The organism is Enterococcus sp. DIV0167, assembly GCF_050541555.1.
Classification (GTDB): domain Bacteria; phylum Bacillota; class Bacilli; order Lactobacillales; family Enterococcaceae; genus Enterococcus; species Enterococcus faecalis.
Genome location: NZ_CP172933.1, coordinates 277,913 through 302,697, shown reverse-complemented (window position 1 = coordinate 302,697; position 24,785 = coordinate 277,913). Strand labels below are relative to the sequence as shown.

The following is a 24,785-nucleotide window of genomic DNA, read 5'->3' as shown; positions in this document are numbered from 1 at the left end:
CTATTCAAATGTCGTGATTTTTTCTGGTGCTAAACGAACAGATTCATAACCAGTTTCCATGCCCTTACCCACAGATAAAATCATTACTGGGACATAGCGCTCTTGATCTAAACCAAATGTTTCGGCTAATTTTTCCGCTTCAAAACCACCGATTGGATTTGTTTCATATCCGTGAGCTCGGGCCACTAACATAAATTGCATAGCTGCTAAACTCGCATCAATTTTTACGATGTCATTCATTTGTTCTCTGCTTAAACTTTCATAATGGGGAATAATGGCTGCTAATTGTTGGTCCCGCACTTCTTTAGGCATTTTACCACTAGCATAGGCTTGATTGTAAATTTCCTCTCCTCGCTCATGGCAGTTTAGATCACCAAAAATTAAGAGCATTGCAGAAGATGTTTCATTTTGACGCGTATTAAAGCGAATTAAGGGTTTTAATTTTTCTTTGCCTGCTTCACTTTCCACTACGACAAAACGCCATGGTTGCATGTTAACAGAAGAAGGGGCAGTGGTCGCTTCTTGAATCATTGTTAACATTTCTTCATGAGAAATTTTATGGGTTTCATCGTACACCCGAACCGATTTGCGGCCAAAAACAATCTCTGAAAAATCATTCGTTGTATATGTTGTCATTCTATCATACCTCTTTCGTTGTAATGCTTTGATCTAGTTTTGTCAAAAGTTCTTTTAATTGGCGACAGTCGTCCTTTGTAAATGTACTGGGAATAATTTCTGTTACCGTTTGTTGCTTGGCTGTACATTGCTGTAGTTCTTGTTGTGCTTTTTCTGTTAAATGCACTAGCACTTCCCGATTATTTTCTGGATTTCGCTGTCGTGTCACATACTGTTTCTCTTCTAAAATTTTCAAATGGCGAGTGACCGCACCACTATCGATTTTTAAGTGTTCTTGAATCTCCGTTTGAAGACACGGCTGACGTTCTTTTAAAATCATCAGCAACTCATAACGAGTCAAACTCAAGCCAACTTGCTCTTCAAAAACTTTGGTAATTTTTTGATCTAATACCTTTAACTGACATAATAATTGGCTGACTTCCCGTAATGATAACGACATAGTTTCCTCCTTAAAAAGATGACTCGTCAACAATTGACTAGTCAACTATAACTGTTTCTTTCTAAAAATGCAACCTTTTTTACAAGAAAAATAGAACAATTGACAGGGAGAAACTACAGTATTCCCCATCAACTGTTCTATTTTAATCAATCTATTTTTCGGTAACAGGTTCTGCTGATAACCGCTTAATCCCTAAACCAGTAAACGCACTGACCATTGAGAAGACAGGCGATAATAAGCTAAAGAAAACAAATGGTAAGTAAGTCAACGTTGGTACGCCAAAGGTCCCCGCTACGAAGCTACCTGCAATCCCCCAAGGAATGAGGTAGTTAATAACCGTCCCGCCATCCTCCAAGGTTCTGCCTAAAACAGTCGGATCCAAGCCTTCTTTTTTGTAAACTTCTTTAAAGGCATTCCCTGGTAAAATAACCGATAGGAATTGTTCACCAATAAAAATATTTACGCCAATTCCTGTTAATAACGTTGATAAAATCAATTTCGGTGTACTGCTCATTTTCTGCGAAACAACTTCCATGACCGCAGAAATCAATCCTAATTCCATTAATAAGCCACCTAGAGACAACGTTAGAATAATAAGTGCCACAGTCGGCATCATACTCATAATCCCGCCACGACTTAATAATTGATCAATTTGTGCGTTCCCCGTTTGAGAAACAAACCCATTTTCCAACGTGTTTCCTAATGCCTGCAACGATACTTTCGGATTTTGAATAATAATCATAATTACTGCCACAATAATGTTCAACAAAATCGTGATAATCGCTGGAATTTTGCGCCAGGCACAGATTAACATTAAGGCTAATGGTAACAATGACCAAATTGAAATGGTAAAGTGGTCTTCCAATACTTGAATAACTTGGACTACTTCTGTCAGACTAGTATTCGCGTACGTTTGCCCTAAAATCATAAACAAGATTAAAGAGACGATAAATGCTGGTACAGTCGACCACATCAAGTTTTTTATATGTTTAAACAAATCCGCTTCAACAATCGCTGCGGCTAAGTTTGTTGATTCTGATAAAGGTGACATTTTATCACCAAAAACTGAGCCAGAAACAATCGCCCCCACAACTAAAGCAGGATTTAACCCTAAGGTACTGCCAATACCGAAAAAGGCAATTCCAATTGTTGACATCACTGTAAAAGCACTACCTACTGCACTGCCGACAATCGCACAGACAATAAAAACTGACGGCACAAACCATTTAACACTAATCATTTTAAAACCAAAAACCATGATCGTTGGAATAATTCCTGCTTGAATCCAAACGGCAATCAATGCCCCCACTAAAATGAAAATAAAAATTGGAATAATTCCTGGCTTCAAGCCATCAACAATCCCTTTATGCATTTGATCAAATGGTACTTTACGAAACATTGCGTAGCCTAAAATCAATGCAATCACAAACAAAATAGTAATATTTGGCGATATCTTTAAGCCAATTACTCCTGTTGCAATAGCTGCCACAATAATTAATAATACGATACTTGCTTCTCGAACACTCACGGTCTTCTTTTTCTGTTTTTCTTTCATTTCGTTACTCTCCTCTAATCTTTTTTCTGAATACTCTGACATTAAAGGATCTTATGATAACGAATAACCCCTCCACAACTCATTGAAAACGCCTCCTAAAGCTACATAAAAAGAGAGATTCATCCTTAAAAAATAAGGACGAATCTCTCCGCGGTACCACCTTAATTAGAAGCTTACTTGCTTCTCGCTTATGTATTATGTAATTGTTACTACTTATTAGTGTAATTCACAAATAGACTTGATCGATTCGCAGCAACCATCGACTTTCTGAACAAAACATCTATTTCCTACTGGGCTAATAATTTATGAATCTCAATATACCAAGAAGAAACCGACTTGTCAACGAAAATAGCATAAAAAATTTTTTCACACGCCAACAAAAATTACTTTTTCTTTTTGTAAAAATAGAAAAGCGCCTCCGTTCTCACGAAAGCGCCTGTTAATTAGTGGGTTGTGCCACCTTGTAGTTGAATATCTTCTTGCGTTTTTGCCGCTGCTTCAATCATATAGAACAAAGAATCTGTGATTGCTTCTAATGACATAGAAGCAAATGTTGGTTTATCAATTGTTTGTTCTGGTAGGAACGGAACATGAATAAATCCGCCACGAATAGTTGGATATTTAGTGTTAATTAAGTGTAGTAAGTGATACATAATATCATTACATACAAAGGTTCCTGCTGTATAAGAAATCGCTGCAGGTAATTGATGGTCATGACAATTTTTTACCATCGCTTTAATCGGTAAATTTGTAAAATAGGCTGTTGCTCCATCTTCAACCAACGGCACATCGCTTGGTTGTTGTCCTGCATTATCCGGGATACGCGCTTCCGCTAAATTAATCGCCACTTTTTCAACAGTGACTGTTTGGCGGCCGCCTGCTTGTCCAACACAAATCACCATATCTGGTTGATGGGTTTCAATTGCTTCAGCAACTTTTTCACCACTAGTGCCAAAAACAGTTGGCACCTCAACTTTAATAATTTCAGCTCCTGCAATTTCAGCAGGTAATTTTTTGACTGCTTCAAAGGCAGGATTGATTGCTTCTCCTCCAAATGGATCAAAGCCAGTAACGACAACTTTCATTTCGATCATCCTTTCTTATTTGAATAGAATCATATAAACAATTTGGAAAATTAACATGAAAAGTGCAATCGGCAATTGATTTTTAATGACGCCGTACTTATCTTTCATTTCCAACATGGCTACAGGTACGATATTAAAGTTCGCAGCCATCGGTGTTAACAGTGTACCACAAAAACCACATGTTAAGGCAACCATCCCAACTAATGCGGGATCTGCACCTAAAGAAAAGACAAACGGCACACCAATTCCGACTGTCATCACGGTTATTGCTGCAAAGGCATTGCCCATGATAGCCGTAAAAATAACCATTCCCACAGCATAAATAATAATCCCTACATTGACATTTCCTGCTGGTACTACGGCACTAACTCCTTTTGAAATAATCTCACCAACACCAGCGCTAGTAAAAACAGCACCTAAACAAGCTAATAGCATTGGCAACGTACTAAGAGGACCGACTGTTTCTAACATTTCCGCCGCATCATCAAAAAATACTTTCGGCGTATTATTTTTAGAAAAGAACATCATGATGAAAATCGCTACAAAGACACCAACACCGACACCGACTAAAGCTCCTAAAGTAGTCAATGTGGCAAAAAGAATTGCAAAAACCCCGATACTTAGTGCGGGAATAAAAATCTTCATTCCTAATTTTTGAGACATTTTTTCCATGTATTCTTTCGAAGGTAAGCGACTTTCTCCTTTTGTCACTTTTTGAAGAATTGCCGGAATTGTCATCACAAAAATAAGTACGCCACAGGCAACTGGTGGAATAAACCGACCAAAACCGATTAAGATCCCTAAGATTCCCCAGAATAAACTAGTCCCATACGCATGTTGATTGGTTTTATCACGAAAACTACGAAAACTTGTATATAACAAGATAATCCCCATAAAAATATAAAGGACTTCCAATAACTTTGCACTCAAATCAATACTTGGATCTGTGAAAAAACTCATTTCAGTCCCTCCTGTCCATAATATTTTTTACGTAATCTTTTTTCTTTCAAAGTAAAGTAAATACTTGCCGAAATTAAGGCAACTAAGGCGACTGGTACTTCCACTAAAGCCAGTTTACCTAATGTCACTTCATAGCCTAAATCTTTTAATGTTGATTGAACAAGTAATGCCCCAGCCCCACCAACAAACAGAACTTGACCAAAGAACCAACAGATATTTTCCATGGCTGAAGCCATCCCTTTTAGTTCTTCTTCATACTCTGGCACCATTGGTAAATTTTTTGATTCAATTGTTCCTAACGCCATTGGCAAAATAATCGGGCGCACAAAACCTGCTACCCCACCGAAACTTACGTTAAAAGCGGCGAAGATAATCCGAAAGACACCATAAATGTCAATAATCACACCAGCAGATACCTTTTTGAATCGTTTAATCAACGTAGCCGCTGACTCTTTCAAGCCATTTCTTTCTAACGTTCCTGTTGCTAACATAATAATAATAAAGATAGCCATGCCTCGATTATTCACAAAGGTTGTTCCTAGTGTTTCTAGCATTGATGTCAAACCAAGCCCGCCAGTAAAAGCCGTCACTATTAAAGCAACCATCACAATCAAGATAGCATCAAATTTCAATGCGAAGCCGACAATGACGATCAATACGCCTAATAAAGGTAATAAATCCATCAAATCTCTCCTTCTTAAAATAAAATTTCACTTTCCATTATATGCCAATTTTCGCTCATTTGTAAGACTTTTTTAATTTTTAATGTTATTTTTTCTAAAGATACAGTTTCCAACACTTTTTAGAGCTACCACTCGCACTTTTTTCTTTTTTCCGCTAGAATAAAAGAAACAATAACATTGAGGAGGATTTTTATGTTCCAAACTTTTAGAGAAAATTTTCGGCGCCATACCCTATTGCGCGACGCCGTCTTTATCGTTATCGGAAGTGCCATTGTCTTTAATCCCGGTGCTTTCTTCCAGTTCGTCGGTTATTTAATTGCTGGTTATTTGATGCTTTTAGGGTTAATCAATATTTATGATGACTACAAAATAAAAAAACAAACGGGCAGCTGGGGGCTTGGTTTCGTAACAGGTTTAATCTTTGTCGTCTTAGCAGTAGCCTTTTTATTTTTTGCACCAGTGATTGTTTCGATTCTGCCGTTTTTATTAGGGATTAGCATTGTTATAAACGGCCTCGTTCAATTGACTTTTGCTTTAAATACTCGTCAAACAGGCGCGCTTATCTACAGTATTCTGGTTTTAATCGCTGGAGCCGTTTTAGTTTTTAATCCCTTCAAAAGTCTCTTAGTTTTGATGCAAGTCTTTGGATTTATCCTGATTTTCATGGGTGTCATTGAAATTATTGGTCATTTTAGAAATAAAGCTTAACGAAAGGAGCAACTTATGGATAAAGAAAGTACCAAGTGGATCCGCTTTTTAGGTGGGAAAAATTTACTTTACACATTAACTATCCTTTGTCTAATTGCTGTAACTATCTTTTTATTCAACACTGTTTCATTTATCTTTAAACCAATTTTTGTTATTTTTAGTGCCGTCTTAGGCCCGGTACTTTTTGGTATTATTCTATTTTATTTGCTTAATCCAATGGTGAAACGCCTTGAGAAAAAAATTCCCCGTGTTTGGGCGATTGCGATTCTCTATGTCTTAATTATTGCATTACTAGTGTTAGCTGGACTGCAACTTTTCCCAATTATCCAAGACCAAACGGAAGAATTAATCAAACAATTCCCAAGTTTTTGGAAAAGCACGCTCCAAACAGTACAAGAATTTATGGCTAAAACACCTTTTGCAAAAGATTTAGAATCCGCTAATGAGTCGATTAATCAGCTCTGGGGCAAACTTGCAAACTCCTTTAAAGACTTTGCAGGGGATTACCTACAAACAGGCGCACAAGGTCTGGGAAGCGTCTTTTCTGCAGTCTCTTCTACTTTCCTAACCTTGTTTACAGGACCTATCATCGCCTTTTTCCTTTTAAAAGACAAAGAAAAGTTTTATCGCTTTGTAAAAGGCATCATTCCCCCAGCTTTTCGTCCTGATTTTGACGAATATAGCCAAATTGCCAACATTCAAATTGGCGATTATCTAAAAGGTCAAGTCATTGCTTCGTTGGTTTTAGGGATTATGTATTGGCCAGCTTTTCTATTAATTGGTTTACAATTTGGTAGCATTTTAGCTTTAGCTGCGGGTATTTTATGTATTATTCCTTATATCGGGCCATTTATTGCCTTTATTCCTGGATTGATTATTGCCTTTCAGGATTCCACATTTATGGTAGTTAAATTTGTTATCGTCTGGTTTGCCATCCAATTGATTCATGGTGATTTTGTTATTCCTCGTGTGATGGGCGATAAATTAAAAGTCCATCCTATTACTATTTTACTTGTCTTGTTAGTTATGGGTGAACTGTTTGGTTTAATGGGCGTTATTTTTGGGATTCCAATGTATTGCCTAGTTAAAGTGACAGTCATTTATTTATTCCGCAAATTCAAACAACGCTATAACCGCTTTTATGGTGACAACGGCGAGTATGAACACACGAATTTTACTAAAGATCAATATTTAAAATAATACAATGAAAAAGAGCGTGGGACAAAAATCACTTTGGATTTTTGTTCCACGCTCAAAAACTGATAAACGGCGGGAACAGAAGCAACTCCTTCGGAAATAAGCCGAAATTCTCCAAAAATTATAGAACAATTTTCGGAAATTCCTTCTTATTTCTCGGAGTTAAACACTTCTGTCCCGACCTCTTTTTTACCATACTTCTCTAGCAATTTCTTGAAGTAATTGAACTTTGCGCCATTGTTCTTCCTCCGTCAAACGATTTCCTTCTTCCGTCGAAGCAAAACCACATTGCGGACTAATACTTAAGTTTTCTAAAGGAACAAACTGTTGGGCTTCTTCAATTCGTGCTTTCACTTGTTCAGTCTCTTCTAATTCAGGAAACTTAGAAGTAACTAAACCTAAAACGACTTTGCTGCCATTATTTTGCCAATGTCTTAATGGTGAAAAGTCCCCTGCACGATCTGAGTCATATTCCAAGAAGAAACCATCATAATTCGTAGCAAATAATTCTTTTGCTATCGGTTCATAACCACCTGAAAATAACCAAGACGAAGCATGGTTCCCACGGCAAATGTGTGTGGTTACAGTTAAATCTTCTGGCTTGCCAGCTAAGGCTTCATTAATAATCGTGGTACACACTTGTGCAATTTCTTCTGGCTGTATTCCTTTTGCTCGTAATTCTTCTTGTTTTGTCTGATCCGCTAGAAACGCCCAATTTGTATCATCAAATTGCAAATAACGGCAACCTCTCTCGTAAAAGGCCGCAATTGCGTCTTTATATGTTTGTGCTAAATCCTTATAAAAAGCACCAATCTCTGGATAAATTGTTTGAATGCGCGAGGTGCCGTCGTTGGATAAAATTTCTTGACGTAAAATCATGGTCGGACTAGGGATCGTTGCTTTGGCTACCGTGCCATCACCAACTTCCACCACCTCTTTTAAAAATGAAAAGTCCTCTAAAAATGGATGTTGTGCAGGAAAAGATATTTGATCCACTACGCGGATATTATAGGCCGGAGCTGCTTTTCCATGAAAGGTTTGGTTATACCCCGTTTCTGGGATATAGCCTGTCACACCATTTAATCCTTCTAAGAAATCAATATGCCAAAAACCGCGACGAAATTCACCATCTGTGATTCCCCGTAAGCCGCCAGCTTTTTGTTTTGCTACTAATGCTTTGATTTCTTCATCTTCAATAAGACGTAGCTCTGCTTGAGATAACGCACCTGCTTGGACCTTTTTCCGTGCTTTCTTAATTGTTTCTGGACGTAAAAAACTTCCCACATGATCAACTGTAAAAGGAATCTGACTACTCATTTGCCTCACTCTTTCCTATTTTTATTTATAAAAAAACGCCCTTTTACTAGCCGTAACTAGTAAAAGGGCGATTATTATCGCGGTACCACCTTTTTTCGGAAAGATGACTCTTTCCCTTCAACTGACAATCATAATCAGCGGTCTTGTTAACGAAAGACATTACGTTTTTGCCTACGTTTCGACAAAAATTCCTCCTAGGCCATTTTTCGATACAGACATCTAACTTTTTTCACCAACCAAAGTCTCTCTACCAGCTGTCTTGCATTTACTTTCCTATTCAACGGAAATTATTAGATTACAATTAGAATACCACGTTTAGCAAATTTGTCAACGGAGATGGATGAAATAGTAATGAAAAAAGCAGCTTCTTTTCAGAAGCTGCTTACGTCTATTTTTATCATTGCTGATTAGGCTGAGTGTCCTACGATTGTGCTACCTGAGTAACCAAAACCGACACGTGTAATACCTGGGTTAATTTCCCAATCACGGTGACCGCTACCTGAAGCTGTTACCATGTTTGTTTCATTGTACCACGCCATGATTACTGAGTTACCTGGCGCCCACATAATTGCGATAACTTCATCTCCACGAGACCAGTGATCATTTGGAATACCACCTGCTTCAACTTGTGCTGCACGAGCAGTTGCAGAAGCTGCTAAGCCTGCATCCCACACTACTGGACGTAAACCTAATGATTGACGTAGAACGTTCAATGCATTGATTGTTGGATCAGCAGAAGGTGTTGGTGTTGGTGGTGTTGGTTTCTCTGGTTCTGGTGTAGGTGTTGGTGTAACTGTTCCACCACCAGTTTGGCCACCATTATTTCCATTATCACTTGGTGTTGTAGGTTGTACTGGTTGTTCTGATGAAGAAGAGCCAGTATTTTCTGTTGCACTATTATCTGTACTTGGTGTAGTTGTTTCAGTTGTTTGTTGCGTGCTTGATTCAGTTGCTGAGCTTGAGCTTGCTGGTGCTTGTGCTTCTGTTGTTGATGAAGAGGCAACTGGTGCTTCTGCTTTCACTTCAGCTTTAGCTGGTTTTGCAGCAGCTTGTTTGGCTTTTTCAGCTGCAGCTTTTTGTTCAGCAGCTAAACGTGCTTGCTCTGCTTCAGCAGCTGCTTTTTGTTTTTCTAAGCCAGCTTTAGAACTTTCAGCAGATGATTGTTCTAATGCTAATGAAGCTTTCATTACGTTTAATTCAGATTGTTTAGAAAGTAAATCTTGACGTTTTGTTTCTAATTCAGCTTCTGTTGCTTCAAGTTGTTTCATTTTTTTCTCGTTTTCAGCTTTTTTATCAACAACGGCTTGTTTATCTTCTTTTTGTTGTTGCATTAAGTCGTTGTTGGCACTTACGATTGTTGAAACAGCTTGAACACGGCTGATTGCATCTGCAACTGAGTCCGCATCTAAAACTGCATCTAGCATTGTTGTGCTTTGTCCATTAACTTGAACATCACGTGCTTGATTTTTGATTGCTTCGTTACGTTTTTCAATACGTTGATTCAAGTTTGTAATTTCTTGTTGTAATTGTTCTGATTTTGCTTTTAGTGTTTGCTTTTGTTCACGTAAAGCCATGCTTTCATCAAATACTGAAGATACTTCTGCTTCTAAAGAAGATACTTGTGAAGCTAAATCCCCTTGTTTTGCTTTTAATGATGAAATTTCTTGATTTTTTTCTTCAATTTTTTTATCAACATTGTCCGCCAAAGCGATGCTTGGGGTAGCAATTGCTGATAGCGTTAATGAACATAGTAATACTGATGCAAATAGACGTTTCTTCACTTGTCATTCCTCCGAATTAATTTCTAAAGTTTATTTAAAATATCTTAATCTTTTCTTACGACAAAAACATTCTACCACACCCATATTTCAATTAAGCAATAGAAATGTTACAAAAACATTTCAGATCACTCGTTCTTTCTCCATAATAGGTAAACTTACCTTTTGTAAGGCTTTTATGCCTTGTCATGACTGGTTTTCACGTGTTTTCAATTGTTAAACAATTCTTCGATTTTTTTTCATATTTTTTCTTTTTTTATTCAAATTTTGCTTCTTTTTTGTCGATATATGCTTTTTTTCGTAAAATTAATCATTTTTCCTTCTTTTTAGCAAACGTTTTTGTTACAAAATTCGTTATATTTTGGTAATGAACCAAGAAAAAGGCCGCTTCGTTGAGCCGCCTTTTATTATTTCTATGCAATGTTTTTGATCAAACTATTCAACTTATTTTTTATGGACTTATGGGCCTGTCACTAAATTCCAAGTCACCATTGCTTGATAAGTTTGATCTTTTCTACCTTGATTTGCTGGAATTTCTAATTTGATTTGATCAAAAGAAAAATCAAATTGATAAACATCACTTTCGTCAAACTGACCATTGGCAACAATATGGCTAGCTACACCGTTGGCAACTAATTGAATAGCGGTTGTTTTGCCAAGAGCAACTTTAGTTTCCGTTGGTTGATTGTACTGAATAAAACCTGAAACATTGGTTGTTCCTAACAATAACTTTGTCATTGATGATAGTTGATCCACTCTTCCTTCAAAGGGGGATAGTTCTGCAGTTAGTGCCCAATTGGGTTGTGATTTTTTCAAACGTAAATATGGATTTTCCTGACCATTTTCATAATAATCTGCTGCCTGCTTTAAACCATGTTGCTGCGTGTTGCTAGAAATGGCGACTTTACCAAAATCAAAAGTTGGTGTGCTGATAAAACCTTCCTCATCTGGTGCCACAATTTCTTGATTTTTAGGTTGGATTCTGACAGTATCAGCTGCGTGAACAGCAGAAAAATTTCCATTCATTTCAACAGCCGCTTGTAACACTTGATCTGGTTCACCTGTAGCAATTGTTGTCATCATAATAGTTGCTGTCTGACCAATAGGCACTTCCGTATTTAAAGCAATGCCCACTCGCCAATTTTCATCAGTAATAGGAACAATTTTGTTTGGTTCAGATCCAACACGAATCGTGACTTGGATTGGCCGAGCTAGACCTGGTGACCAACCAATTGCTGGCTTTAAGTTTATTTTTTTTAACGGTACTTCTCCCACATTTGTAAGCATAATCTGCCAAATTTGTATATAACCACTTGGCATGACTTTGACTAGTCCTTCTATTTGCATTTCAGCTTTTGCAGTTATTTCCTTATACACTGCTGTAATAGCGTTCATTTCATTAAAAACAGGGGAGTTTATTGGGCGTTTTGTTTTTTCTAAGTTCTCTTGTTTTGTTTTATTTTGATACCAACCTTGATATAAATAAGTTTTACCGTTAACGCTGTATTGTTGTGGCAGTTTTTTTCCAGCTAAATAGCGAAAGCCATCCGTAGTTATTGGTCGTTGGTGATCCTGAATAAAATCAGATGGTGGTGCAATTTCAACACCATTGACATCCTCAAATGTATAATTTTTTTGAGGTACCTCCTTATAGACAACAGTTAAATCATCATTGTCGTCATAGGTAATATCATAACTGGGCGTTACGCTTTTTTCTAAATTTTCAGGTCTCGTTTTCCCTTTATACCATCCTTGAAATTGATATGTTTTTGAGTCGATTTCATAGCTACTTGGCAAAAGGCCGTTCTGTTTAAAGGTGTAAGGGTCACGTTCAATAAGCGTTTGCTTTCCTTGTCTAAACCCCGGTGGCGGAGGGATTGGTTTCCCTTGAGTATCCACAAAATGTTCTGTCACTTTGCGATTGGTAACATGATAATAAACCGGCCCTGAAAATTTAAAGTAATTCAATAGCCCAGATTGATTCGATGAATCAACCTTCACTTGGTTGTACACAGGAACGATTAGTTTTTGACTCTCGCTAATGTTAAATGTTACTCCTGTTTTCTGACTATATTGTTGTGCAGATATTTTTTCCAATTCAAATTGCGAAATTGTTGTTGGATATTGGTTTCCTGATGCGTCGGAAATAGTTGGCAGCGGATAATTGGGATCAATTTCCCCTTTCTTATTGTATAAGCTTAAAGAAGTATAATATCTTGGTAAAAAAAATGTTTGATTACTCGCTGCAAGCACCGTTGACATGTCGGAATAGACGGCTACTTTCTCACTTGGAATTACCACTTCTTTTAAATTAGCCACTGTAGATGCTGTCGCTGGTTGACTTTCACCTTCCCACACATTTATGCCATTTGGGGAATTGCCTTGCCAACTATGATACTGTAGAAGGATCTCATTGGCGTTTACTGGCTGCCCCTCTTCATTAATAAATCCATAACGATAAGTTAGGTTAGGCGTCTCAATTCTTTCTCTAATCGTTTGACTTGTAACATTAGCCTCATTATCGATTAACTCACTTTTTGGCAATGCTAGTGGTTCTTCATCATGTAGTTTATCCTTTGTCTGTGGTTGTTCACTTTCGGCTTTTTCTGCTGTTAATGAATGATTGGTTCCTTCTCTTACTTGTTTTGTACTTGGTAATGTTTCTGCAAAAACAGTTGTCTGTATTAGTATGGGGAATACTAATATATGGCAGATGCCCGTTACTATCAATTCTTTCCATTTACTTCGCTTCATATTGTCCCTTCTTTCTAAAGAACAATCCAACAATTCTTAGTTAACTAAACATTAAGACACTAAACTTAGCAGAATGATCACTTACCATTTTCAGCAACAGTCTTGTCTTGTGGTATCGGTTTCATTTTTCTTTATACTTTGGATCATTCACTTGTTTCAGCGCTATTCGTCCAATACTTCTTTTTACTAACCAGTTATAACTAGTTTAGCAAAAAAGAATAATTTCTGAAATTCCGAATTTTAAACAGACAGGAGCATTTCCTGAAGATTCTATATATATCAAGGAAAATCGACCAAAAATAAACTAAAAATAAACTTTTCAATAGAGAATCATAGCTAAAACAGGATAAATTAATCATATTTTCACCTTCCTAGCTTTACCTTTATCAAAAAAAGCTCAAAATGTTAGTTTTGACAACTAACATTTTGAGCTTTTTGTTTTTTTTCTTAACGAATGATTTCGACTTTTTTGTCTGTCTTGACTGTAACACGGCCGTTTTTAATAACATATAACCGTTCTGGAATATCAATAATCGCATGTTCAACCACTTTTGTGTCTAATAAGACTAAATCTGCTTTATTCCCAACTGCGACACCGTATCCTTCTAGTCCCATCGCACGAGCAGGACTTGTTGTTACCATTGGTAGCACTGTTTTTAAGTCATCCGCTCCACCTAGGTGTCCAACAGGAATGGCTAACATCGCTGTTTGAACAATATCCCCTGTGCCATATGGTGTAAAAGCATTGCGAATATTATTTGTAGCAATACAGACATTCACGCCACCATCGCGTAATTTACGGATTGGCGTAACCGCACGTCGAACATTGTACTGATCACCACGAGCCCCTAAATGTAAATCCGTTGCTGGTAAAGCCATTACGCTAATATTCGCTTCCGCCATTTTTGCAATAATAGGCGCCAATTCTGCTTCAGGTAAGGCATGCAATGCCGTTAAGTGGCCCACTGAAACACGGCCTTGGTAGCCTTCAGCGATGGTTTTCTCACATAAATATTCAATACTCATATCATCAGCTTCATCGGCAAAATCTTGGTGTAAATCTACATCTTTATCATATTTTTTAGCAATTTCAAACACTAAATCAATATGTTCTTTCGCTGGTGCATCATTATAAGGAATACCGCCGACAACGTCTGCGCCCATATCCATTGCTTCATACATCATTTGTTCTGTTCCAGGGGCTTTAAAAATTCCTTCTTGCGGAAATGCAACTACTTGCATGTCAATTAACTCTTTGTATTCTTCTTTCAAACGCATAATTGTTTTGAAGCCAGTAAAACCTTGCGCTGGGTCAAATTCTGCATGCGTTCTTAACGCCGTGGTCCCATGAACGATTAACATTTCTAAAGCACGTTTGGCACGGTCGTAAATGTCTTCTTCGGTAAATGTTGGTTTTAATTCTGCGGTTACTTCAATCGCTTCTTTCAACGTACCTGATTTATTTGGTTTACGATCAGCGATTAATGCCTTGTCCAAATGTAAATGGCTTTCTACAAAACCTGGGATTAAAACACGACCATCTGCTTCGATGACTTCTTTGGCATCACCAGTAATAACTGGGGCGATTTCAATGATTTTTCCTTCTTTAATAGCTACATCTTGTAATGCTTCACCGTCTTGAAGACGAACTTGTTTAATTAATAAATCCATGTTTTCCACTCCCTAAATTGTTTTTTATCCAAAGATTAAACCGATAACTAATAATAGTACAGAGGCAATACTTAACCATTTCACGTTTCCTTTAACAACATCCAAAATTGGAATTTGGAAGCCTGAAGATAAAGCTTGCATAGTAATATTAACGAAACTCATTTGACTACCTAAACCAACACCCATTGCTACAAAACCTAATGCTAACGGCGGGAAGTTTAACGATACAGCAACTGGTAGCACTAAAGTTAAAACAGAACCTACGTAGGCCCCAGCTGGAATCCCAATTAAAATCCCTGTTAAAATGGCAACTGGCACGACAATAAAGGCTGGTGCATTTTCAGCAACACCTGCGATGACAGCAAACGTTCCTGTTTGTGCAATAACATTAATAAAGGCTAAGAAAATCCCTACTTGGAATAAACGAGTCAAAATATATGTAGACCCATCTACCATCGCTTCGACAGATTTGTTCATTGAGAAATCTGTACATAAGAAAATTAAAACTAATGTTAAAATCATGTATACAAGTGGCGTAAAGAAGGCAAAACCAATTAAATCATTCACAATTGGTCCAAAAATTACAGCAAACAATAAGAAAATGGCTGGCAAGGTAATTTTAAATAATTCACCATTGCTCTTTTTATCAAATTCATCATCTGCCGACTCTTTAAAGCCAACATTTCTATGTTTCGTTCCCCAAAAGGCTAACACAATCGCTAATGCTACGAAGAATAACCAGTAAGGTCGCATGGTTGAAACATATGAACCGACACTGATATCGCCTAATTTTGAAACAATACTTGATTCTAATGAAGCGGGTGATGTTGTAAATGATACCGCAGCAGCTAAAGACATTGCTGCAATTAATTCAGGAACAACGCCAACTGCAGCAAAGGCCAATGGCGCAATAACCATCGCACTTCCGCCACCAATTCCTGACATATATGTGGCTGCGGCTAATAAGATAACAATAAAAGCTGAAACATACTCGACTTTTCCTTTTGTGCCTCGTTTGGCTAAAGTTAATGCAGCTGAATAACTACCTGCTTTAAAGACCGCCATCGCAACAGCTGAATTAATGATGGGAACGGTAATTCCTAACATCATTGGGATAGCTTCCAACATCTGTTTATTCGCTTCTTCTAGTCCAATGCCACCAATCAGCATCGCTAAGACGCCACCAATTAAACCAGCGATAATCATATCGACTTTCATAAACAATAGAACCAAAACAACAATCAATGGAATAATCACAACTAATGCCATGATTCCTGTCGGGGCAACTACATCCCCAATCTCATCAGCAAAGGCCGCAACTGGCACAAAAATACTAACTAAGAATGCAAAAATAAGTGCTACTTTTGACGATTTTTTCATTTTACTTTCCTCCAATAGAAAGAAGGCGAGAGCAACGCAGCAGCGAATACTCTCTGCGCTCCTCATTATTTGGCAAAGGCACCTTGCCCGCCATATTTATCGTAATGTACAATCTCACTAACTAAATAATCATAAATACTTTGTGGAATTTCAATGCCTTCTGACATGGCTTTTTGATAGTTTAGCTGACCAATTTCTCCTGGATAGTAAACTTGTTGAAACCCTTCTGCTGTAGGCACACTATGAAGTTCTTCCACCATTTGATTAATATTTTCTTTAAATCGTTCAGAATCTGTAAAGCGGCTTGGATCAATGACTAAAAACATCTGACCCAGATTCCGTTTCTCCGTTAAATCCGCATACATGGAGCTGACATGTTTGCCAAAAGGTAAGCCTAACAACGAACCAGCTAAGACATCGACCATCATCATTAGTCCATATCCTTTTGGTCCTGAAATCGGCAATAAACCTCGTACTTCATAAGGATCAGTCGTTGGCTGGCCTTTTTCGTCTACTGCCCATGTGTCGGGAATTTCAACATCTCTTGAACGTGCATCTAAAATTTTCCCCCAAGCCTGTACTGTCGTAGCCATATCAAACACGACTGGTTCATGACCTGCTCTAGGTGCTGCAAAAGCGATTGGATTTGTTCCAAAATAATTGCTTGTACCACCAAACGGTACCACCATTGGATCAGATTGACACATCGAAAGAGCAACCATGCCTTGTTCCGCTGCTTTTTTAACATAATACGATAACGTCCCGCTATGACTCGTTTGAGAAACGCCAACATATGCTAACCCTGATTCTTTGGCTAGGTCAACTGCAGCAGCTAATGCTTCGTTACAAACAAATTGACCCACGCCATTATCGCCATGAAAAATGGCAGTGGACGGTCCAGTTTTTTCAAATGATAATTCGGGATCAATCGTGATCCCGCCTTTTGCAATCCGTTCCGCATAATAATCCATACGAACCGCACCATGTGAATGAATACCGCTAGCATCTGCAAAAGTTAAATGTCGAGCAACTTCTTCGGCATGTTCAGAATGTAAACCAGCAGCTTCTAATTTTTGTTTCATCAGCTTTTCTAATTTCTCCGGTGTAACGACAACCATTTCTTCCATTGCGCTTGCTCCTTTATCATTAATCTTAAAAAAGGGAAAGAAAACAAGTGATTTTCTTCTTCGTCCTTGCATTTCCTCCCCTTTTTTCACTACTTATTGCTACTGTTAAAGACAGTATAGTCAATTTCATCCACTGATTTTGCAACTAGAATAGCAGAGTAAACATCTGAATTGACATTTAAAATTGTTCGTAACATGCCAACAAACCATTCGACGCCTGCAAAAATTGCAATACTCTCAATGGGTAAACCCATTTGCGGAACAATCACTGCCAGTGAGACTAAGCCCGCACCGGGAACAACTGCGTTTGCTAGTGAGACAAACGTTGCTGTAATTGCTAAGTAAATCATTTTCGTAATATCAAACTCTAGCTGATACATCTGAGCGATAGTCATTACAGTAAAAGCCATATGCATCGCTGAACCGTTACTGTTTAACGACATACCTAACGGCAACACTAAGTTAGTAATTCGCTTACTTAAACCTAATTTTGTTTCTGTTTCTTCCAAAGCTACTGGTAAAGTAATTGCTGAAGAAGTTGTCGCCAAGGCCATCACAGACATATTTTTCATGTTTGTAATTAAACGTAGTGGACTTACTTTACAGTACAATGTGATAACCAAAATCCAGATGCCCAAAAATAAAATAGTTCCTAATCCATAGACCAATAGATACTTCACTAACGGTAAAATAATTTGAAGGCCTAAGTGACTAATTGTTGAAGCAATTAAAGCAAAAATCCCCAGAGGTGCTAGATACATGACGTATCGAATGACTGTAATGATAACTTCATTAAAGTCCACAATTATTTGGAAGAGTTGTGTCTCTGGATGGCTTTGTAAGTATTTATTCAGTGCTAAACCAAAAAATAATGCAAAGACAATAATTTGAATAATCGATCCTTGAGTCAGTGAATCAAAAATATTTTTCGGAACGAAATTTAAAATCGTATCAGTGATTGAGATTTCTTGCGCTTTAATAGAAGCATCTTGGAAGCCAGTCATTTTAACACCGTATCCTGGATTAAAAATGACTGCCATTAGGACGCCCCATAAAGCGGCAGCTAAGGAGGAAATCCCGAAAACAGCGATTGTTCTACCCCCAAGGCTCGTTAATTCTTTTGGATTAATACTGCCAACTGCTTGGACAATTTGTCCTAAGATCAAGATAGGAATAGCCATTTGCATCAGTCGCAAAAAGACATCTCCAACTATTTTCAAGTAATTGCCGCTAGCAGGAATCAAGAGTCCTACGAGGATTCCTACGACAACAGCAATTGCAATTTGGGTGATCATGGACGGTTTTTTCATGGTAAACTACCCCTTTTGACTGATCACAGTTCCTGCTTCTTTATCGATGTTTTCTAAGTTTTCGATAGAAGTAATGATTGCTTTCCGTTTGTCATCACCTTTTACGAAGTCTAAGGCAGCTTCGATTTTTGGTAGCATACTACCAGCAGCAAAGTGACCTTCTTTAATGTATTCTTCTGCTTCGGCTACACTGATTTGTTCTAATGCTTTTTGATCTGGTTGATTGTAATTAATGTAGATGTTATCAACGCCTGTCAAAATAATCAAACGGTCTGCATCAACGTTTTCAGCTAAAACACGTGCAGAGAAATCTTTGTCGTTAACCGCTTCCACACCTACGTATTGTCCGTCTTCTGCTACGACCGGAATGCCCCCGCCACCAGAACAGATAGTTAAAACGTCCGCCTCTACTAAAGCACGAACCGCCTCTTTTTCAACAATTTCTTTAGGCATTGGTGATGGAACAACTTTTCGGTAGCCACGGCCAGCATCTTCCACATACGTAGAGCCATCTTTGGCTGCTTCCGCGTCAGCTTCTTCTTTTGTATAGAATGGACCAATTGGTTTGGATGGTTTTTTAAACGAAGGATCTTCTTTGTCCACACGTACTTGCGTAACTACAGAGATAACTGGTTTAGCAATGTTACGTTTTTCAAACTCATTAGTTAAAGCATTTTGTAACCAGTAACCGATGCTTCCTTGTGTCATCGCAACACAAGTATCCAATTTCAACGCTGGATTTTTTTCACTTTCGCCTGCTTTTTGTTGTAAAAGCAAATTCCCTACTTGTGGTCCGTTTCCGTGACAGACAATGACTTGTTCCCCTTTGGCAACAAATTCTGCAATATATTTGGCCGCGTGATTAACGACGGCTTTTTGGCCTTCATCTGTTGGATCCGTATCTAAAATAGCATTCCCACCTAGGGCAATTACGTTTAAACTCATTGATTGATTCGCTCCTTTTTAGTAAAGCAAAGACAAAATCTTTTCAGTATCGACGGATAAGAAATAATTTGTTTACGAAATGAAAGATTTTGTCTTGCTCATTTTGATTGTTTCAGTCATTATCGAAGGGATAATTAACCTAATTTCGGTTTACTTTCATCTTTAGCTAAGAAAGCAAAAGCTAGTAAACCAATAACTAATAGTACACAAGAAAGATAGAAGCCAACTTGCATTGAGCCTGCTGTATCTGCTAAATATCCTGTGACATACGGTGCTAGGATTGACCCTGACATCCCGATAAAATTATAGGCACTTAACGTTGTTCCTAAGGCCGCTTTTGGTGCATGTTTGGTAACAAAAGTCACCATAATTGGATCTAACGCTAATTTCCCTGTTAACCCATAAAGAATTAAAACAGAAATTAACAATGTCCGATTTGTTACAAAAGCAATCGCAAAGACAGATAGGATTGCTAAAGGTACTAATGTAAAGACTAATTTTTTCGTCGCACCTGTTTTATCATTCAAACGAGCAAAGATTAAGGCGCCTGGAATAGAGGCCCATGGTACAAGTGATGAAATGAAACCAACGCTCGCTCCTGTAAAGCCACGTTCAGCAATTAAAAATTGTGGCAACCAAGTAATAATAACAAAGTTTGCATAAATACTTGTGAAACATAAAATAAATGCGGCTAATAAATTACGATTTGAGAAAATTTCTTTTAATGAGATCTTTTCTTGCGGTCCTTCTTCAGCAGCTGCTCGTGCGGCTTCTTCGCCAGGACGAATCACTTTTTCTTTCAAAATTGTATAGAAAAGAATTCCTACGATAAACGTTGGAATCGCCATGATAAAGAATGGTTTGCTCCAATGTTCACCATTTTCTAAAACCAACTTACTTGAAAGTAGGTACCCACCTGATGTACCGAAGGCCATCCCACTATTGATGATGGCATTACCGATGGTCCGTTTACTTGCTGGAATCGCTTCTGTCGATAGCGCATATTGCGGGCCATAGTAAGCTCCTTGTCCAATACCAGCAATTGCACGAATGACTAAAAACATAACAAAGGTTGTCGCTAATCCACTAAAATAAGTAGAAATAGCAAGAACGATAAACCCAACAGCAATGACTAATTTCCGCCCAATTTTATCGCCAATCATCCCAAAAGGAATCTGTGCAACAGCATAGGTTAGAAAGAAGATACTATTGGCTAAACCAAGTTGTGTGTTACTTAGACCAAATTGTTCTCCAATGACCCCCATCACTGGATTAAAAATAGTTCGTGTTGCGTACATTAAAATCCAGCCTACGAAGAAAATGGCTACGACTTTAATCCAGTAACTATTGCTCACTTGCACTGCTTGATTTTTTTTACTATTCTCCATGTCTTCTCCTCACTTCTCATCTAACTCTACAGATTGTAAAGCTAGTAACATTCCAAATGACATATCTTTACCAGAGGAATGTCCGATTTGTATAATTCTGTCAATATTTTCGTCAACTCTATTATCCCGATGGTTCTCCAAATCCAAGAGTAACTGATACAACAATGAATTTACATATCCTTTAGCCGAGCTTGCAATATAGCCTTTACTAACATCTGTTGTGGATAAATTTGCTGCCGAAAGAGTAGCGGCTAACGCCGCAGCTCTTTCATCAGCAAGTATGAACAGAATTGTTTGATACGCCACTAAAATGTCATCACCACTCGGGGTTAACCCTTTGCCCCGACCAATCAGATAATTCGTTACTTCTTGCCATTCCGATAGTGTCCAAACTTTTTGTTTTTGGCTCATTTTTTTGAAAATATGCTTTGCTCGTTCGTCTAAAGGCAGGCCAATTCTACGTTCTAAGTTTCTCGCTAATAAGCGGTCTCGCAACAAGCGTAATTGGTCTTTTTCTAACTTGAAATGAGTAATGTTTAAAGAAACGACCTCGGCAGGTGTGAGTTGGATCGTTTTCACGCCGACTGTACTGTAAAAGGTCAACTGATTTTCTGTGATTTTGACTTTATTACCTTGTTGTACATACGGAAAGATTTCTTGAAACAATTGATCTGGCAAAAACATACCAAAGCTTGATAAATAATTATGGAAGTTTGCAACATTGATTAATTGATCCTGGACTTTCAGATTAAATGAACGTTCAAAAACACTGTGAATGGTTCCCATCTTGCCATATTGGTGGATAGGAAAAATGTAGTCACTAATGACTAGTTGGTTATTCAACCGTAATGCCTAGTTTCTCAGCATACGCTTCTAGGGCTTTTTCAAAACAGCCTAGAGGTGCTCTAACTGTCCCTGCACCAATTTGACCAACACCGGCATTTTTATGTGCAATCCCTGTATTGATGATTGGTGTAATTCCTAATTCCACCACTTTACGGATATCAATTCCTAAACAAGTTCCTTGGAAATCCCAAGTTGGAATTGAGAATGTTGGGTTGTGTCCTTCACAGATTTTTGCCATTTCATTTGAGGTTGCTAACGCATCTTCAAAGCCACCTGCACCAACAAACCGTGTTACGCCAGGTGCAGCTACCATAGCCATTGCTCCAACGCCTACTGTTTCAGTAATTGCACTATCCCCGACATCAGGATTTCCGTCTTCTTCGCTGAAACCAGTGAAGTAAAGACCTTTTGGTGTATTTACTGGTGCGGTATGCCATTGATCGCCTGTTTCTGCAATCCGGACCCCAAAGTTCACGCCGTTACGAGTCATCGTTGTGACAATCGTTCCGTTGGTATCTTTACGGGCACCATCAACAATTGCTTTTCCAGTTGCCATCATGACATTTAAGAAGAATTGATCTGTGTCAGCTAAGAATTTGATTACTTCGTATTTTTGATCTTCTGGAATATCTGTTTTGATAATTAATGGAGACAATTCTTTTAAGAAGTTCAAAGATGCGGCAATATTTCTTTGGTGGAACTCGTCACCCATTGTAATAGAGCGCGCAATCAATACGTTTAAGTTCAAGCCTTCTTCAGAAAGTTTCAAGGCTTTCGCAATAGTTGGTCCTAAAACATCTTTAATCCAATCTAAACGATCAACTACTTCTTGTGAATAAGCACCAAAACGCAATACTTTACCGATACCTTCATTCAAGATACAGTATGCTTCGTTACCTTCTAAGCGATTTTCTACAACAAAGACTGGCATATTACCAGAAGTAATACCGCCCATTGGTCCTACTGCTTTTACATGGTGACAAGGAATGAAACGTACTTCGCCAGCTTCAAAAATCTTCAAAGCATCTTCTTCATTGTCTGCCCAACGTTCGAATAATGCAGCACCGATACAAGCACCTTTCATTGGTCCAGTCATTTCAGACCATTGGATTGGTGGTCCAGCATGAAGTAATGTTTTTTGTGCATCATCATTTAATTCTGGAATCACTGATTTTGCAGGTACCACATCTACTAAGAATGGTTGTGCATTTTTAATTTTGTCTGTTACTTTGTGATTTTCAGCTTCGATTTGTTCACTGTAATCTTCCAAAGCATCCAAAATTTTAATCATTTTTTTATTGCCGTTGGCACGCGGACGCCAGTTAAATTGAACAGTTTCGCCACCGTAATCAACGATTGATTCTGTAAAGCTTTGCAACCCAACGTTAATGATTCTTGGTTTGGTTGTTAATAGTTCCATTACTTTTTCGCCTGGTTTTGGTACATCGACAGTTGGTCCGTTGTAAGCAACCACTTCTTTATCGTCTTCTGAAATTTCGATTCCTTTTAGTAATAAGGCTAATTGAACAGCTTTAGCATTGCTTTCTGCAACTAAAACGCCGCCTTCTTTCAAACGATCAACCGACGATTGGTAATTTTGCGGATCTTTCGTCGTCCCACAAACAGTTGCAACAAAGTAAAGATCACGTCCGGCTTCTTTGGCTGTGGCACGCGCTTCTTCAATTGCTGGTAATAATGCACCAACCATGTCTTCATGAGCACCGTAGCCTAACACCACATCGAATAAGATAATCCCAGTTTTTTCATCTTGTGCATATTCACGAATTTTTTCGATACGAACATCTGGGTCAATCATTGGGTGTGGACGACCTTGTGTATACATATCATCGCCTAAGTCAATGACTTCATAACCATGAGATTTCAAGACATAACCTTCTGCTTTCACTAAACCGCCAAGGTCTAAAGCTTCAGAAATTAACATACCTGCTTCAGAAGCTAATGTACCACCTGAATATAAGCCTTTTACAACTTTATCTTCTGGTAATGTTGGTACAGCTGGTTTTGCTAATGCTTCAAAGTAATTTTTCTTCACGGCCACATCATTTGCTAAATCAACAGCAATTTTAGCTGTTTCTTCTAATGTATGAGCTAGATAAACTTTGCCTTCGTGACTTGTTGGTTTTTCTCCTAAGAAAATCGCAACGACTGGTTTTGAAATGCTTTGTAATAATTCAACCACTTCATCACGAACTTCTTTTGCAGGTGGTTTAGAGATGACTGTAATCACATCGGTTGGTTCGTGATTTTCTAAGGCCACAATAGCATCTTTCACTGTGATAGCGCCTACTTTGTCGCTTAGGTCACGACCACCAGTACCAATGGCGTGAACAACTCCGCCACCTAAGCGGTCAATAATCGTTGTAACTTCTTGAATCCCTGTTCCTGAAGCACCAACAACGCCAATGTTTCCTGGAGAAACAACATTTGTAAAGGCGATTGGAATACTTGAGATAATACCAGTTCCACAGTCAGGCCCCATCATTAGTAAGCCTTTTTCATGCGCTAATTTTTTCAAACGTACTTCATCTTCAATTGACACATTATCCGTGAAAGAGAACACGTGTAAATCATTTTTTAAGGCACGTTCCATTTCTGGCGCACCATATTCACCAGGAATACTGAATAGCGCTACATTCGCCTCTGGTAAAAGATCAAACGCTTCTGACCAAGAAGTTGCTGCTTGTGCTTCTTCACTAGTTCCCTTTGCTGATAAATCATCTAAGAATTCATCAATCGCTGGCATAACTTCTTCCATGATGTTTTCTTTTTCACTGTCAACCACAATCATCATGTCGTTTGCAGATGCACTATTGGCCTCATCCGTTAACAAGTTCGTGTTGTTAAGGATGTCTTTGTTGGCATCTGTTCCCATCATGATTTGACTCATGGTTACACCATCTAATGCATTGATTTTATTGGTCAATAACATTAAGTTGATGGAGTCTTGGTAATTGTTTTTCAAAATTACTGTGTGTAACATTGTTC

Annotated in this window: 20 protein-coding genes and 2 other annotated features; of the genes, 3 read left to right on the top strand and 17 right to left on the bottom strand. The window is 38.2% G+C overall.

Features of this window, described 5'->3' with window-relative positions; genetic code table 11:
* The 6 genes from IGM09_RS01545 to IGM09_RS01520 form a co-directional block, all read right to left on the bottom strand.
* Positions 1-636: a nitroreductase family protein gene (locus IGM09_RS01545; protein WP_002358386.1), complete on the bottom strand. Its 636-nt coding sequence runs from the start codon at positions 634-636 to the stop codon at positions 1-3.
* Positions 637-640: 4 nt separating this feature from the next.
* The gene (locus IGM09_RS01540) at positions 641-1,075 is read right to left on the bottom strand and encodes a MarR family winged helix-turn-helix transcriptional regulator (RefSeq protein ID WP_002362972.1); all 435 of its coding nucleotides are present in this window, start codon (positions 1,073-1,075) and stop codon (positions 641-643) included.
* Positions 1,076-1,226: 151 nt separating this feature from the next.
* The gene (gene nhaC / locus IGM09_RS01535; protein WP_002383673.1) at positions 1,227-2,672 is read right to left on the bottom strand and encodes a Na+/H+ antiporter NhaC; all 1,446 of its coding nucleotides are present in this window, start codon (positions 2,670-2,672) and stop codon (positions 1,227-1,229) included.
* An 89-nt stretch (positions 2,673-2,761) separates the two neighbouring features.
* Positions 2,762-2,937: a binding site (T-box leader), on the bottom strand.
* A 136-nt stretch (positions 2,938-3,073) separates the two neighbouring features.
* Positions 3,074-3,715 (bottom strand): pyroglutamyl-peptidase I, encoded by a 642-nt coding sequence (pcp, locus tag IGM09_RS01530; protein ID WP_033624795.1) that lies wholly within the window; start codon positions 3,713-3,715, stop codon positions 3,074-3,076.
* A 15-nt stretch (positions 3,716-3,730) separates the two neighbouring features.
* Positions 3,731-4,675 (bottom strand): DUF979 domain-containing protein, encoded by a 945-nt coding sequence (locus tag IGM09_RS01525; RefSeq protein ID WP_002355267.1) that lies wholly within the window; start codon positions 4,673-4,675, stop codon positions 3,731-3,733.
* Positions 4,672-5,358 (bottom strand): DUF969 domain-containing protein, encoded by a 687-nt coding sequence (locus tag IGM09_RS01520; RefSeq protein WP_002355265.1) that lies wholly within the window; start codon positions 5,356-5,358, stop codon positions 4,672-4,674. The genes IGM09_RS01525 and IGM09_RS01520 overlap by 4 nt, the downstream gene beginning before the upstream one ends.
* A gap of 192 nt (positions 5,359-5,550) precedes the next feature.
* Between IGM09_RS01520 and IGM09_RS01515 the strand changes: the two genes are divergently transcribed.
* Both IGM09_RS01515 and IGM09_RS01510 read left to right on the top strand, forming a co-directional pair.
* Positions 5,551-6,066 (top strand): HdeD family acid-resistance protein, encoded by a 516-nt coding sequence (locus tag IGM09_RS01515; RefSeq protein ID WP_002381189.1) that lies wholly within the window; start codon positions 5,551-5,553, stop codon positions 6,064-6,066.
* A 15-nt stretch (positions 6,067-6,081) separates the two neighbouring features.
* The gene (locus IGM09_RS01510) at positions 6,082-7,266 is read left to right on the top strand and encodes an AI-2E family transporter (RefSeq protein ID WP_002355262.1); all 1,185 of its coding nucleotides are present in this window, start codon (positions 6,082-6,084) and stop codon (positions 7,264-7,266) included.
* Between the two features lie 186 nt (positions 7,267-7,452).
* Here IGM09_RS01510 and IGM09_RS01505 read toward each other — a convergent pair whose 3' ends face one another.
* Both IGM09_RS01505 and IGM09_RS01500 read right to left on the bottom strand, forming a co-directional pair.
* The gene (locus tag IGM09_RS01505) at positions 7,453-8,580 is read right to left on the bottom strand and encodes a 5-methyltetrahydropteroyltriglutamate--homocysteine S-methyltransferase (protein ID WP_033624794.1); all 1,128 of its coding nucleotides are present in this window, start codon (positions 8,578-8,580) and stop codon (positions 7,453-7,455) included.
* Positions 8,581-8,640: 60 nt separating this feature from the next.
* Positions 8,641-8,870: a binding site (T-box leader), on the bottom strand.
* Positions 8,871-8,987: 117 nt separating this feature from the next.
* Complete coding sequence (locus IGM09_RS01500; RefSeq protein ID WP_016618117.1) at positions 8,988-10,361, bottom strand: PcsB-like coiled-coil domain-containing protein; 1,374 nt, start codon at positions 10,359-10,361, stop codon at positions 8,988-8,990.
* A 185-nt stretch (positions 10,362-10,546) separates the two neighbouring features.
* Between IGM09_RS01500 and IGM09_RS01495 the strand changes: the two genes are divergently transcribed.
* Positions 10,547-10,726 (top strand): hypothetical protein, encoded by a 180-nt coding sequence (locus tag IGM09_RS01495; RefSeq protein WP_002367870.1) that lies wholly within the window; start codon positions 10,547-10,549, stop codon positions 10,724-10,726.
* 91 nt (positions 10,727-10,817) lie between these two features.
* Here IGM09_RS01495 and IGM09_RS01490 read toward each other — a convergent pair whose 3' ends face one another.
* From IGM09_RS01490 to fdrA, 9 genes are all read right to left on the bottom strand, one after another.
* Positions 10,818-13,112 carry a WxL domain-containing protein gene (locus IGM09_RS01490; RefSeq protein ID WP_016618116.1) on the bottom strand — a complete coding sequence of 765 codons (2,295 nt, stop codon included), beginning with the start codon at positions 13,110-13,112 and terminating at the stop codon, positions 10,818-10,820.
* 447 nt (positions 13,113-13,559) lie between these two features.
* Positions 13,560-14,783, bottom strand: a complete 1,224-nt coding sequence (locus IGM09_RS01485; RefSeq protein ID WP_002389547.1) for an amidohydrolase family protein — start codon at positions 14,781-14,783, stop codon at positions 13,560-13,562.
* A gap of 24 nt (positions 14,784-14,807) precedes the next feature.
* Entirely contained in the window at positions 14,808-16,229 is a 1,422-nt protein-coding gene (locus tag IGM09_RS01480; RefSeq protein ID WP_002383665.1) for a hypothetical protein, read from the bottom strand.
* Positions 16,229-17,290: an ureidoglycolate dehydrogenase gene (gene allD, locus IGM09_RS01475; RefSeq protein WP_002413499.1), complete on the bottom strand. Its 1,062-nt coding sequence runs from the start codon at positions 17,288-17,290 to the stop codon at positions 16,229-16,231. Before allD ends, IGM09_RS01480 begins: the two co-directional genes overlap by 1 nt.
* An 89-nt stretch (positions 17,291-17,379) precedes the next feature.
* Positions 17,380-18,600 (bottom strand): dicarboxylate/amino acid:cation symporter, encoded by a 1,221-nt coding sequence (locus IGM09_RS01470; protein WP_002361159.1) that lies wholly within the window; start codon positions 18,598-18,600, stop codon positions 17,380-17,382.
* 6 nt (positions 18,601-18,606) lie between these two features.
* Positions 18,607-19,545: a carbamate kinase gene (gene arcC, locus IGM09_RS01465; protein WP_002355252.1), complete on the bottom strand. Its 939-nt coding sequence runs from the start codon at positions 19,543-19,545 to the stop codon at positions 18,607-18,609.
* 134 nt (positions 19,546-19,679) lie between these two features.
* Positions 19,680-20,933, bottom strand: coding sequence for an MFS transporter (locus IGM09_RS01460; protein WP_002355251.1), 1,254 nt, complete (start codon positions 20,931-20,933; stop codon positions 19,680-19,682).
* A 9-nt stretch (positions 20,934-20,942) separates the two neighbouring features.
* Positions 20,943-21,776: a DUF2877 domain-containing protein gene (locus IGM09_RS01455; protein WP_002355250.1), complete on the bottom strand. Its 834-nt coding sequence runs from the start codon at positions 21,774-21,776 to the stop codon at positions 20,943-20,945.
* Entirely contained in the window at positions 21,769-24,780 is a 3,012-nt protein-coding gene (gene fdrA / locus IGM09_RS01450; protein WP_002355249.1) for a DUF1116 domain-containing protein, read from the bottom strand. Before fdrA ends, IGM09_RS01455 begins: the two co-directional genes overlap by 8 nt.
* Between the last annotated feature and the right edge of the window lie 5 nt (positions 24,781-24,785).

Coding starts and splice junctions, on each gene's coding strand:
- IGM09_RS01545 (WP_002358386.1), bottom strand. CDS start 636: ATGACAACATATACAACGAATGATTTTTCAGAGATTGTTTTTGGCCGC.
- IGM09_RS01540 (WP_002362972.1), bottom strand. CDS start 1,075: ATGTCGTTATCATTACGGGAAGTCAGCCAATTATTATGTCAGTTAAAG.
- nhaC (WP_002383673.1), bottom strand. CDS start 2,672: ATGTCAGAGTATTCAGAAAAAAGATTAGAGGAGAGTAACGAAATGAAA.
- pcp (WP_033624795.1), bottom strand. CDS start 3,715: ATGAAAGTTGTCGTTACTGGCTTTGATCCATTTGGAGGAGAAGCAATC.
- IGM09_RS01525 (WP_002355267.1), bottom strand. CDS start 4,675: ATGAGTTTTTTCACAGATCCAAGTATTGATTTGAGTGCAAAGTTATTG.
- IGM09_RS01520 (WP_002355265.1), bottom strand. CDS start 5,358: ATGGATTTATTACCTTTATTAGGCGTATTGATCGTCATTGTCGGCTTC.
- IGM09_RS01515 (WP_002381189.1), top strand. CDS start 5,551: ATGTTCCAAACTTTTAGAGAAAATTTTCGGCGCCATACCCTATTGCGC.
- IGM09_RS01510 (WP_002355262.1), top strand. CDS start 6,082: ATGGATAAAGAAAGTACCAAGTGGATCCGCTTTTTAGGTGGGAAAAAT.
- IGM09_RS01505 (WP_033624794.1), bottom strand. CDS start 8,580: ATGAGTAGTCAGATTCCTTTTACAGTTGATCATGTGGGAAGTTTTTTA.
- IGM09_RS01495 (WP_002367870.1), top strand. CDS start 10,547: ATGACTGGTTTTCACGTGTTTTCAATTGTTAAACAATTCTTCGATTTT.
- IGM09_RS01490 (WP_016618116.1), bottom strand. CDS start 13,112: ATGAAGCGAAGTAAATGGAAAGAATTGATAGTAACGGGCATCTGCCAT.
- IGM09_RS01485 (WP_002389547.1), bottom strand. CDS start 14,783: ATGGATTTATTAATTAAACAAGTTCGTCTTCAAGACGGTGAAGCATTA.
- IGM09_RS01480 (WP_002383665.1), bottom strand. CDS start 16,229: ATGAGGAGCGCAGAGAGTATTCGCTGCTGCGTTGCTCTCGCCTTCTTT.
- allD (WP_002413499.1), bottom strand. CDS start 17,290: ATGGAAGAAATGGTTGTCGTTACACCGGAGAAATTAGAAAAGCTGATG.
- IGM09_RS01470 (WP_002361159.1), bottom strand. CDS start 18,600: ATGAAAAAACCGTCCATGATCACCCAAATTGCAATTGCTGTTGTCGTA.
- arcC (WP_002355252.1), bottom strand. CDS start 19,545: ATGAGTTTAAACGTAATTGCCCTAGGTGGGAATGCTATTTTAGATACG.
- IGM09_RS01460 (WP_002355251.1), bottom strand. CDS start 20,933: ATGGAGAATAGTAAAAAAAATCAAGCAGTGCAAGTGAGCAATAGTTAC.
- fdrA (WP_002355249.1), bottom strand. CDS start 24,780: ATGTTACACACAGTAATTTTGAAAAACAATTACCAAGACTCCATCAAC.